Genomic DNA, 13,026 nt, shown 5'->3' with positions numbered 1-13,026 from the left:
CGTCATTTTCGACGGCAAGTGAGATGTCACTCTCGCTGAGTTGCTGTAATAGCGCTTCAATTTTCATATTCTAATCTCCATAATTTGTTCTTCTTCCACTGCTTCGGCCAGCTTGGCCAGAGTTGGGGCGGTAAATACCACTCTCACGTCCGCGACCAATCCCCTCTGCCCCATCTTTTCAATCAGTGATATCGCTAACAAGGAATGTCCGCCCAGTTCGAAGAAATTATCGTGGCGGCCGACCTGCTCGATCTTGAGCAGCTCGGACCAGATATCAGCCAGAGCTTGTTCGGTCTCGCTCTGCGGCGCCTCATACTCACGCGCACCGTAAGCATCGCCCTCCGGCGCCGGCAGGGCTTTGCGGTCCAGCTTGCCATTCGGGCTCAGCGGCAGTGCTTCCAGATGCACGAAGGCCGCCGGCACCATGTATTCGGGCAGTGTCTCGGCCAGGTGCGCGCGCAAGTCTTCCACGGCCAGCCCGGCGTCGCCGGTGTAGTAGGCCACCAGCCGCTTGCCGCCGGGGCCGTCTTCGCGGGCCAGCACGGCCGTTTCCCGAACCGCCGGATGGTCGGCCAGCCGGGCCTCGATCTCGCCCAGTTCGATGCGGAAGCCTCTAATTTTGACCTGGAAGTCGTTGCGGCCCAGATACTCGATGCTGCCGTCTTCCAGCCAGCGGGCCAGGTCGCCGGTCTTGTACAGCCGGGCTTCGGGATCGCGGCTGAACGGATCCTGGATGAAACGCTCGGCGGTCAGCTCGGGCCGATTCAGGTAGCCGCGGCCGACCTGGACGCCGCCGATGAACAGTTCACCGGGCACGCCGACCGGCACCGGTTCGCCCTGCGGGTCCAGGAGGTAGATCCGGGTGTTGTCGATCGGCCGGCCGATCGGGATGCTGCTCGCCGTTGTCCTGGCCTCGCAGGCCCAGGCCGTCACGTCGATGGCGGCTTCGGTCGGGCCATAGAGGTTGTGCAGTTCCGTATCCTTGAGCAGTTCGTGAAAACGGTTGCTCAACGCGACCGGCAAGGCTTCGCCGCTGCAGATCACCCGCCGCAAGCTGGTGCAGTCGGCGGCTTTGCCGTATTCCAGAAAGATTTGCAGCATCGGCGGCACGAAGTGCAGCGTGGTGATCCGGTTCTGCCGGATGACTTCGCTGAGATAGCCGGGGTCTTTGTGGCCTTCCGGCTTCGCCATCACCAGGCGGGCACCGGTCAGCAACGGCCAGAAGAATTCCCAGACCGAGACATCGAAGCTGAACGGGGTTTTTTGCAGGACGGCATCGTCCGCTGTCAGGCCGTAGGCTTTCTGCATCCAGTTGAGCCGGTTGACCACGCTGCGGTGTTCGTTCATGGCGCCTTTCGGCTGGCCGGTCGAGCCGGAGGTGTAGATCATGTAAGCTAAATGGCGCGGCTTCAGGCCCAACGACTGCGGCGCCAGGTTCGTATCCGGCTGCTCGCCGATCCGCCCCCAGTCGCGGTCCAAGGCGATCGTATGGGCCTGCGTCTGGGGCAGGATGCCTTTGAGCCGCTCTTGCGTCAGCAGCACCTGGGGCGCAGCATCGGCCAGCATGTAGGCCAGGCGATCTTCCGGATAAGCCGGGTCCAGCGGTACATAGGCGCCGCCGGCTTTCAGGATGCCCAGCAGGCCCACCACCATTTCCAGGCTGCGCTCTGTACAGACCGCGACCAGGACATCGGGGCCTACGCCTAAACGGCGCAGATGGTGCGCAAGCTGATTGGCCCGGGCGTTCAGTTCGGCGTAGCTCAGCGCCTGATCCTCGAATACCAGCGCCACCGCATCGGGCTGTTGTGCCGCTTGCGCCTCGAACAGTTCATGCAGGCAGCGGTCCCGCGGATAGTCAGCCTGGGTGGCGTTCCAGTCGTATAGTACGCGTTGCCGCTCGGCCTCCGGCAGCACGCCGATCTGGCGCAGAGCAGTATCCGGCGCCTGCTCCAGGGCTGTAATCAGGTTGTCCAGTGCCGTATGCATCATCGCGCACAGCCGTTCCGGCGCCACCGGCGGCAGGGTTTGCGCCGTCAGCGAAAACCCTTCGCCCAGGTCGTCCACATCTAACACGATCGGGTAATTGGTGCGCTCTCCGCCCGATAAGGTTTCGATGCCCTGCCAGGCGGCGGCATGGTCGGCCGAGGCATCGGCTTGGCTATGCCGGTAGTTGAGCAGTGCGCTGAACAGCGGCGCCGGCGCGGGCACGGCGCTGCAGCGTTGCGCCAGGCTCAGCGGCGCATGTTCATGGCGCAGCAGGTTGGCCAGTTGTGTTTGCACGTCACGGGCTTGCTCCAGGACACTGCCTTGGGCCAGCTGCACGCGCAACGGCAAGGTGTTGATGAACATGCCCAACACCCGGCCGGCGCCTTCGCCGCCCTGCATGCGCCCGAACAATACCGTGCCGAACACCACGTCATCGCGCCCCGTGGTCCGCGACACCACCATAGCCCAGGCCAGGTGAAACAGGCCGGCGGCGCTGATGCCCAAGGCCCTGGCCTGTTCCCGCAGGCGTCGAGCCAGATCTGCGGCGATGGTCAGCTCGGCTTCCTGAATCCGGCTGCCGTCGCCCATTACATCGAGCAGACCGAACGGCGCGGTCGGCTCGTCGACATCGCCGAGCATCTCGCGGAAAAAGGCTTCGTGCTCTTCCCGGCTGATCCCTAGCCGCGCCTGCGCAACAAAGTTGCGGAACGGCAGCGGCGCCGGCAGTTGCTCTGCCTGTCCCAACTGATGCATCTGGATCTCCTCCAGCAGGACGGCCATCGCAGTGTGATCGAGCGCCAAATGATGGGTCAACAACAGCAGCAGCCAACGCCCTTTCCTTGAATCATAGACCGTGAAGCCGTTGATCATCGGTGCCTGACGCACATCGAGGCGGTAACGTCTCGTATCGTAACGTTCAGCCAACTGTTCGGCGGCATCGCCGGCTTCAGGGTCCAGAATGACCTCTTCAATCGCCAGTTTCGCTTCGCGCCAGACCACCTGCACCGGTTCCGGCAGGCCTTCCCAGGCCACGGCCGTGCGCAGGATATCGTGGCGTGTGATCTCGGCCTGCAGGGCGGCCAGGAACCCGTCTAGACGTTCACGCGTGTCGAACGCCAAGAGAGAGGGCAAGAGATAGGCATCCCCTTCGGACTCCATCAGGTGGTGGAACAGAATGCCTTCCTGCAGCGGCGCCAGCGGATAGATGTCCTGCACGTTGGCTGCCCCACCCGGCACGGCGGCAATGATGCGGTCGATATCGGCCTGCGCCAGATCAACCAGCGGCAGCAGGTCCGGCGTAATGGCCGTGCAGCCGTCAGGAATGCAGTTGGCCGGGATGACCAGCTGCTCGATCTGGCTGCCGTTATCGGCCAGCGCCGCCAACCCGGCCAGCGTCGGTGCGGTGAACAAGGCCTGTACGTCGGCAGCCAACCCGGCCTGACGCATCCGTGCGATCAAGGTCACGGCCAGCAGGGAGTGCCCGCCCAGCTCGAAGAAATTATCATGGCGGCCGATCTGGTCGATCTTGAGCAGTTCGGCCCAGATGGCCGCCAGGGTTTGTTCGGTCTCGCCCTGCGGCGCTTCATAGCCGCGCGCGGCATAGGCATCGCCTTCCGGCGCCGGCAGGGCCTTGCGGTCCAGTTTGCCGTTCGGGGTCAGCGGCAGCACATCCAGCTGTACGAAGGCGGCGGGCACCATGTAGTCTGGCAGCGTTTCGGCCAGATGCGCGCGCAGATCATCCACGGTCAGCCCGGCATCGCCGGTGTAGTAGGCTACCAGCCGCTTGCCGCCGGGACCGTCTTCGCGGGCCAGTACGACCGTTTCCCGGACCGCCGGGTGTTCTGCCAGCCGGGCCTCGATTTCGCCCAGCTCAATGCGGAAGCCGCGGATCTTGACCTGGAAGTCGTTGCGGTCCAGAAAATCGATGTTGCCATCGGCACGCCAACGGCCCAAATCACCCGTTTTGTAAAGCTGTGCCCCCGGCTCTCCGCCGAAAGGATCGGCGATAAAGCGCTCGGCGGTCAGCTCGGGCCGGTTCAGGTAGCCCTGCGCTACGCCCGGTCCCCCGATATAGATCTCGCCGGCCACACCGATAGGCACCGGCTGCTGTTGAGAATCCAGAATGTAGATTTGGGTGTTCGAAATCGGACGGCCAATGGGAATACTATCGGCCTGCTCGGCGATGGCTTCAACTGAATAGGAAGTCGCAAAGGTCGTGGTTTCGGTCGGGCCGTAGACATGAATCACATGGCATTGAGGCTGGCTGTCCAGGAACTGCTTCACAATAAGCGGCGAAGATCTCTCGCCACCGAAGAGCACGTGTTTTAACTGCCCCAGAACCTCGGGCAAGATAACGGCGTATTGATTAAACAACGCTGTCGTCAAAAACATGCTCGTTACGGCATGCTCGGTCAGCAGACGGGCGAACGTTGTCGATTCAAGCACGGCGGATTGCGGAAGAATCAGCATGCGCGCACCGTTTAACAAAGCCCCCCAGATTTCAAAAGTCGAGGCATCGAAGGCGGGGTTGCTGCAGTGTGCGATACAGTCTGTCGGCTCAATCTGCAGATAGCCATTGTTGATAACCAGCCGATTGATCGCGCGATGCGGAATAATCACGCCTTTGGGCACACCGGTCGATCCCGAGGTATACATGATGTACGCCGGCGTATCGGCAGCTAGTTGCAGGTGTAAATCGGCCGATGAGCAACTGGCGATGGCTTCATTTGCCTGCGCCAGGTCAAGCACCTGCACGCCTGGCCAGTTCTGGCCCGCTTCGCTGTTTTGCGCAACGATCACCTGCCTGGCCTGACAATCCTGAATCATGAACGCCTGCCGATCCGCCGGAAACTCGGGATCGATCGGTACGTAGGCACAGCCGCTCTTAAGCACGGCCAGTTGCGCCACCAGCATCTCCACACTGCGTGCCATAACGACCGGGATGAAATCGCCAGCCGCTACGCCTGAATTGTGCAAATGGTGCGCCAGACGGTTGGCCCGGGTGTTCAACTCGGCGTAGCTCAACCTTCCGCCGTCCCATATCACGGCATCGGCCTCGGGACTTTGGGCAACCTGCGCCTCGAACAGTTCATGGACGCAGCGGTCGCGGGGATAGTCGGCCTGGGTGGCGTTCCAGCCGTACAGCACCTGGCGGCGCTCGGCTTCGCTGAGCATCGGCAGGCGGGCAATGGCCTGGCTGTCGTCCGCCACCAGGCCGGCCAGCAGGGCTTGCCAGTAGCCCAGATAGCGGGCAATAGTATCAGCGTCAAACAGCGCCGTGGCATATTCAAGACCGCCGACGATGCGGTCGCCGTCTTCTTTCAGCAGGAGGCTCAGGTCAAACTGGGCGCTGGCGTGCTCAGCCTCTACCGGCGTCAGGCTGAGGCCGGGCAGGCTCAGTTCCCAGCCGGGCGTGTTTTGCCAGCCGAACATGACCTGGAACAACGGGGCGTGCGCGAGGCTGCGAGGCGGCTGCGCAATTTCGACGACTTGTTCGAACGGGATGTCCTGGTGGGCCTGGGCATTGAGAGTCTGGATTTTGACGCGTTCGAGCAGAGCCGCGACCGTGGGCGAATCCGACAGGTCGATCCGCAGGGCCAGGGTATTGACGAAGAAACCGATCAGGCCTTCGATTTCGGCTCGCCCCCGATTGGCCGTGGGGGTGCCGATCACCAGGTCGTTCTGGCCCGAGAGCCGCGACAGGGTCAGGGCCCAGCCGGCCAGCAGGGTCATGAACAGGGTCACGCCGTGGCGCTGGCTGAAGGCTTTGAGCTGCGCACTGAGGCTGGCGTCCAGCTGAACGGCCAGCAGGGCGCCGGCATAATCCTGCTGTGGCGGCCGAGGCCGGTCAGTGGGAAGTTCCAGCAGGGCGGGCGCACCCGCGAGGGTCTGTTGCCAATAAGCCGCCTGGGCGTGCAGCTGCTCGCCTTCGGCCCAGCGCCGCTGCCAGACGGCATAGTCGGCGTATTGGATGTCCAGAGCCGGCAAAGGATCATCTCCGCCGCAGCTGTAAGCGGCGTAAAGGCGGCCCAGCTCTTCGAACAGCACGCCCATGGACCAGCCGTCGGAAATGATGTGATGCATGGTGACCAGCAGCACATGTTCGTCGGCCGCCAGCCGGACGAGGCGGCCGCGCACCAGCGGACCCTGGGCCAGATCGAACGGCGCCTGGGCTTCCTGTTCGGAAAGCCGGGCCAGGGCGGCCGAAGGATCAGCGACGGTGCTGAGATCGTGTTCCAATAAAGTGAAGCTGCTGCGGTCAGCGTCGAGGATTTGCTGAAACGCCTCGCCGTCCTGCTCGATGAACAGGGTGCGCAAGGCTTCATGGCGGGCCACGATCCGGTCCAGCGCGCGCCGCAAGGCCGTCACGTCCAGATAGCCTGTCAGCCGTATCCCGCCCGCGATATGGTAGGCTTCACTGGCGCCTTCCATTTGGGCGATAAACCACAACCGCTGTTGGGAGAAGGACAGCGGCAAAGATCGGCTGCGATCGGCTCGCTCGATCGGTGCCAAAGTGCTGGCATCACTCTGCTGCAGCTGTCTGGCCAGGTCCTGCAGGACCGGATAGTCGAACAGGTCGCGCAAGGCCAATTCGCATCCAGTGCTCTGCCGGATGCGGGTGATAACCTGCACCGCCTGCAGCGAATGCCCTCCCAAATCGAAGAAGTGGTCACGGCGTCCGACGCGCTCGATCTGCAGGATATCCTGCCAGATCGACGCTAGGGCCTGTTCGGTCTCGCCTTGCGGCGCTTCATACTGCTGCGTTTGCAGGGCACTGGCATCCGGCGCCGGGAGCGCCTTGCGATCCAGCTTGCCGTTAGCGGTCAGCGGCAGCGCCTCCAGGATCACAAAGGCTGCAGGCACCATGTACTCGGGCAACCCGGCCTTCAACTGCGCACGCAGCTCGTCAATGTTCAGGCTGGCATCGGTCATGGCCGTCAGATAGGCCACCAGGCGCTTGTCGCCGGGCTGGTCTTCACGCGCCATGACGACGGCCTCGTGCACACCGGCACAGGCTGCCAGCCGGGCCTCGATCTCGCCCAGCTCGATGCGGAAGCCGCGGATCTTGACCTGGAAGTCGTTGCGGCCCAGGAATTCAATACTGCCATCTTGCCGCCAGCGGCCCAGGTCGCCGGTCTTGTACAGCCGCGCGTTGGGATCGTTACTGAAGGGATCCTGGATGAAGCGCTCGGCGGTCAGCTCGGGCTGGTTCAGGTAACCGCGGGCGATGCCGTCGCCGGCCACATGGATCTCGCCGGCGACCCCTATCGAAACCAGTTCACCCTGTGGATCAAGGAGGTAGACGCGGGTATTGGCGATGGGCTTGCCGATTGGCGGCAGCCCATCGCCTCCCGCCGGTACGGTGCAGGAGGTCGAGACGACGCTGTTCTCGGTCGGGCCATAGTTGTTGACCAGTTCGAACGGCAGCCCGGCCGGCGGATGGCCGTGCAGCCGGTCGCCGCCGGTCAGCAGGCAGCGCAGGGCCAAGTGTTCGGGCCGGGGCGAAGCCAGCATCAGTTCGGCCAGCGGCGTCGACATGAACGCGATCGTGATGCGGTCGTCGGCCAGCTGCTGCCACAGCGCCTCCGGCTGGCCCAGCCGTTCGGGCCGCACCAGGTGCAGGCAGGCGCCGGCCGACAGGTACGGCCAGGTCTCCCAGGCGCTGGCGTCGAAAGCCAGGCCCGCCAGTTGCGTGGCCCGGTCGGCGGCGCTGACCTGGAATTGGCGGTTGTGCCAGCTGACCAGGTTCATGACGCCGGCATGCGGCACCATGACGCCTTTGGGCTGGCCGGTGGAGCCGGAGGTGTAGATGACGTAGGCCAGATGTGCCGGGGTCAGGCCGACTACGGCCAAGTCCGGGTTATCGGAAGGCTGATGAGCCCACTGCGCCGCCTCCGCAAAAAGATCAATCAGCTTGGCGCCGGCTGACCGCTCCGTCAGCCGGACCTTGAGGCCCGTGTCGGTCAATAGCGCCAGCGGAGCGCTATCCTCGAGCATGTAGGCCAGGCGCTCTGCCGGATAGGCCGGGTCCAGCGGCACGTAGGCCGCCCCCGCCTTGAGCACGGCGAGCTGACTGATCACCAACTCGACGCTGCGCGCCAGGCAGATTGCCACCCGGTCGTCGGGCTTTACGCCCAGGCGACGCAGATAATGCGCCAAGCGGTTGGCGCGCGCGTTCAGTTCGGCGTAGCTCAGCTGTCGGTCTTCGAACACCAGTGCCGGCGCATCGGGCGTCTTGCGCACTTGCGCCTCGAACAGTTCATGCAGGCAGCGGTCCCGCGGATAATCAGCCTCGGTGGCATTCCAGTCGTAAAGCACCTGGCGGCGTTCGGCTTCCGGCAGCACGCCGATCCGGCGCATGGCCGTGTCCGGCGCCGTCTCCAGGACCGTAATCAGGTTGTCCAGCGCCGTCTGCATCAGGGCGCACAGCCGTTCCGGCGCCACCGGCGACAGGGTTTGCGCCGACAGCGCAAACCTTTCGCCCAGATCGTCCACGGACAGCACGATCGGATAATTGCTGCGCTCTTCGCTCGATGACAGGATTTCGATGCCCTGCCAAGCGTTTGCGCCGTCGACCATTGCCTCCGTTTGGCTATGCCGGTAGTTGAGCAGTGCGCTGAACAGCGGCGCCGGCGCGGGCACGGCGCTGCAGCGTTGCGCCAGGCTCAGCGGCGCATGCTCATGGCGCAGCAGCTCGGCCAGCCGTGTTTGCACGTCACGGACCTGTTCCAGGACGCTGCCCTCGGCCAGCTGCACGCGCAGCGGCAGGGTATTGATGAACATGCCCAGCCCCCGCTCGGCACCTTCGCCGCCCTGCAGGCGCCCGAACAGCACCGTGCCGAAGACCACGTCATCGCGGCCTGAAGTCTTTGACACCACGGCGGCCCAGGCCAGGTGAAACAGACTGGCGGCGCTGATGCCCAGCACTCTGGCCTGTTCGCGCAGACGTCGGGCAAGATCAAGGCCGAGGTCTTGCTTCGCTTCTTCGATGCCTGCACCGTCGCCCCGCACGTCGAGCAGGCCGAACGGCGCCGTGGGCTCATCAACACCCGCCAGCATGCCGCGGAAAAAGGCTTCGTGCGCTTCCGGCTTCATCCCGAGGCGTGCCTGCGCGACGAAGTTGCGGAACGGCAGCGGCGCCGGCAGTAAGTCGCTCTTGCCCAGCCGGTGCATCTGGATTTCCTCGAGCAGGATATCCAGCGCAGTGTTATCGAAGGTCAAATGGTGGGCCAACAGCAGCAACAGCCACTGCTTCTTCTTGGCGTCATAGGCCATGAAGCCGTTGATCATCGGCGCGACTCGCACATCGAGGCGATAATGCCGCGGATCGTAACGCTCCGCCAATTGTTCGGCCGCATCGCCCGCTTCAGCGTCTATGGCGACCTCCTCAACTTTCAACGGAGCCTGGCGCCACACGATCTGCACGGGCTCCGGCAGGCCTTCCCAGGCCACGGCCGTGCGCAGGATATCGTGGCGTGTGATCTCGGCCTGCAAGGCGGCCAGGAACCCGTCAAGACGTTCGCGCGTGTCGAACGCCATCAGCACCGGCATCAGGTAGGCGTCGCCTTCGGATTCCATCAGGTGATGGAACAGAATGCCTTCCTGCAGCGGCGCCAGCGGATAGATGTCCTGCACGTTGGCCGCCCCGCCTGGTACGGCGGCAATGATGCGGTCGATATCGGCCTGTGCCAGACTGACCAGCGGCAGCAGGTCCGGGGTAATGGCCGTGCAGCCGTCAGGGATGCGGTTGGCCGGAATGACCACTTGCTCGGCCTGGCTGCCGTTGTCGGCCAGCGCCGCCAGACCGGCCAGCGTTGGCGCACTGAACAGGGCTCGCACGTCAATGTTCAAGCCGGCCTGGCGCATGCGTGCGATCAAGGTCACGGCCAGCAAGGAATGCCCGCCCAGCTCGAAGAAATTATCGTGGCGGCCGATCTGGTCGATCTTGAGCAGGTCGGCCCAGATCGCCGCCAGGGTTTGTTCGGTCTCGCCTTGCGGCGCTTCATAGCCGCGCGCGGCGTAAGCATCGCCCTCCGGCGCCGGCAGGGCTTTGCGGTCCAGCTTGCCGTTGGCAGTCAAAGGCAGCGCTTCGAGGTAGACGAAGGCGGCCGGCACCATGTACTCGGGCAGCGTCTCGGCCAGATAAGCCCGCAGGTCGTCCACGCTCAGCCCGGCGTCGCCGGTGTAGTAGGCCACCAGCCGTTTGCCGCCGCTCCCGTCTTCGCGGGCCAGCACGGCCGTTTCGCGGACCGCCGGATGGCCGGCCAGCCGGGCCTCGATCTCGCCCAGTTCGATGCGGAAACCCCGGACCTTGACCTGGAAGTCGTTGCGGCCCAGGAATTCGATGCTGCCGTCGGCCAGCCAGCGGCCCAGGTCGCCGGTCTTGTACAGCCGCGCGTTGGGATCGTTACTGAACGGATCCTGGATGAAGCGCTCGGCGGTCAGTTCGGGCCGGTTCAGGTAGCCGCGGCCGACGCCGTCGCCGGCCACGAAGAGTTCGCCGGCCACGCCCACCGGCACCGGTTCACCCTGCGCATCGAGGAAGTAAATGCGGGTGTTGGCCATCGGCCGGCCGATGGTGACGCTGGCCATCTCGGGATTATGTTTGACGTAGGCGGCCGTGCAGGAGACGGTGGCTTCGGTCGGGCCGTACGTGTTGACCAGCTTGGTTTTCTTATCGGGGCAGAGCGCTTCCCAGGCTTGCAGCTTCTGCGGCGACAGCGCGTCGCCGGTTACGTTGAGCAGGCGCACGCCGGCCAATTGCGCCCGCGCCCGCTCCGGCGAGCGTTCCCATTCGGCCACCAGCGTGTGCCAGTGCGCCGCGGTCAGATGCACGAAGGTCGGGCGCAGTTCGCTGTCCATGCCGAACAGGCGCTCGCTCGGCGCCAGCGTCGCGCCTGACAGCAGTGCCGGGAAGATCTCTTCGACAGAGAGGTCGAAGTTGATCGAGTTTTGCTGCAGGACCGTATCGGCACGGGTCAGTTCAAATACTTGTGCCGCACCCAGTGCATAATTGACCAGCGCCTGGTGCTCGATCATCACGCCTTTCGGCTGGCCGGTCGAGCCGGAGGTGTAGATGACGTAAGCCAGATGCTGCGGCGTCAGACCCAGTGACTGCGGCGCCGGGTTCGTGTCCGGCTGTTCGCCGATCCGCTCCCAATCGCTGTCCAAAACGATCGTATGGATCTCCGTCTGAGGCAGGATGCCCTTGAGCCGCTCCTGGGTCAGCAGCACCTTGGGCGTCGCATCGGCGAGCATGTAGGCCTGCCGGTCGGCCGGATAAGCCGGATCCAGCGGCACGTAAGCGCCGCCGGCTTTCAGGATACCCAGCAGCCCCACTACCATCTCCAGGCTGCGTTCCACGCAGATCGCGACCCGGTCGTCGGGCTTGACACCCAGACTGTGCAGGTAGTGCGCCAACTGGTTGGCCCGGTTGTTGAGTTCAGCATAGGTCAAACGCCGGTCTTCGAACACTACCGCCACCGCATCCGGATTGTTCCGCACTTGCGCCTCAAACAGTTCATGGACGCAACGGTCACGGGGATAATCGGCATCGGTAGCGTTCCAGCCGTACAGCACCTGACGGCGCTCGGCTTCGCTGAGCATCGGCAGGCGGGCAATGGCCTGGCTATCGTCCGCCACCAGGCCGGCCAGCAGGGCTTGCCAGTAGCCCAGGTAGCGGGCAACGGTATCAGGGTCAAACAGCGCCGTGGCATATTCAAGACCGCCGACGATGCGGTCGCCGTCTTCTTTCAGCGAAAGGCTCAGGTCAAACTGAGCACTGGCGCGCGCCACCTCTACCGGAGCCAGACTGAGGCCGGGCAGGCTCAGTTTTCCGCCAGGCGTGCTTTGCCAGTCAAACATGACCTGAAATAAAGGAGAATATGCCAGGCTGCGAGGCGGCTGCACGATTTCGACGACTTGTTCGAACGGGATGTCCTGGTGGGCCTGGGCATTGAGGGTCTGGATCTTGACGCGTTCGAGCAGAGCCGCAACCGTGGGCGAGTCCGACAGGTCGATCCGCAAGGCCAGGGTGTTGACGAAGAAACCGATCAGGCCTTCGATTTCGGCCCGCCCCCGGTTAGCCGAAGAGGTGCCGATCACCAGGTCATCCTGGCCCGAGAGCCGTGACAGGGTCAGGGCCCAGCCGGCCAGCAGGGTCATGAACAGGGTCACGCCGTGGCGTTGGCTGAAGGCCTTGAGCTGTGCACTGAGGTTGGCGTCCAGCCGGACGGCCAGCAAGGCACCGGTATAATCCTGCTGTGGCGGCCGAGGCCGGTCAGTGGGGAGTTCCAGCAGGGCGGGCGCACCGGCAAGCGTTTGTTGCCAATAAGCCGCCTGGGCGTGCAGCTGCTCGCCTTCGGCCCAGCGCCGCTGCCAGACGGCATAGTCGGCGTATTGGATGTCCAGAGCCGGCAAGGGATCATCTCCGCCGTGGCTGTAGGCGCCGTAGAGGCGGCCCAGTTCGTCGATCAGGATGCCCATGGACCAGCCGTCGGAAATGATGTGATGCATGGTGACCAGCAGCACATGTTCGTCGGCCGCCAGCCGGACGAGGCGGCCGCGCACCAGCGGACCCTGGGCCAGGTCGAACGGCGCCTGGGCTTCCTGTTCGGAAAGCCGGATTAGGGCGGACGAAGGGTCAGCGACGGTACTGAGATCGTGTTCCAGGAGCGCGAAACTGCTGCGGTCGGGGTCGAGGATATGTTGGCTCGCCTCGCCGTCCTGCTCGATGAACAGGGTGCGCAAGGCTTCATGGCGGGCCACGATCCGGTCCAGCGCGCGCCGCAAGGCCGTCACGTCCAGATAGCCTGTCAGCCGTATCCCGCCCGCGATATGGTAGGCTTCACTGGCGCCTTCCATTTGGGCGAGGAACCAAAGCCGCTGTTGGGAGAAGGACAGCGGCAGGCGCTGGTCACGGTCGGCATGAGGGATAGGAGTATCCTTTAATTGCTTGCGTTTTAATTTTCCGGCTATCGCTTGTTTAACTAATGCTTCGCGTTCAAGCGTTGATAATTTATCCGTGGAATAACTTTTCAT

Annotated in this window: 2 protein-coding genes (1 of these 2 running past the window's edge); both read right to left on the bottom strand. The window is 64.0% G+C overall.

Annotation, left to right across the window (positions count from 1 at the left end; all coding sequences use genetic code 11):
• Positions 1–67, bottom strand: the 5' portion of a protein-coding gene (locus ACTNE6_RS08215; protein ID WP_442499291.1) for an amino acid adenylation domain-containing protein. Its footprint begins 14,690 nt before the window's first position; only the first 67 of its 14,757 coding nucleotides appear in the window; the start codon lies at positions 65–67; the stop codon falls past the left edge of the window.
• A complete protein-coding gene (locus ACTNE6_RS08210; protein ID WP_442499290.1) occupies positions 64–13,026 on the bottom strand; it encodes an amino acid adenylation domain-containing protein in 12,963 nt (4,320 codons plus the stop codon). Before ACTNE6_RS08210 ends, ACTNE6_RS08215 begins: the two co-directional genes overlap by 4 nt.

Origin of the sequence: Methylobacter sp. sgz302048 (assembly GCF_052162025.1) — a bacterium.
Classification (GTDB): domain Bacteria; phylum Pseudomonadota; class Gammaproteobacteria; order Methylococcales; family Methylomonadaceae; genus Methylobacter.
Note: the sequence above shows the minus strand (reverse complement) of the source record. Positions and strands in the feature narration are given on the sequence as shown.

Bases quoted from the DNA above. Each gene is read 5' to 3' on its own strand.
- ACTNE6_RS08210 (WP_442499290.1), bottom strand. From the start codon at position 13,026: ATGAAAAGTTATTCCACGGATAAATTATCAACGCTTGAACGCGAAGCA.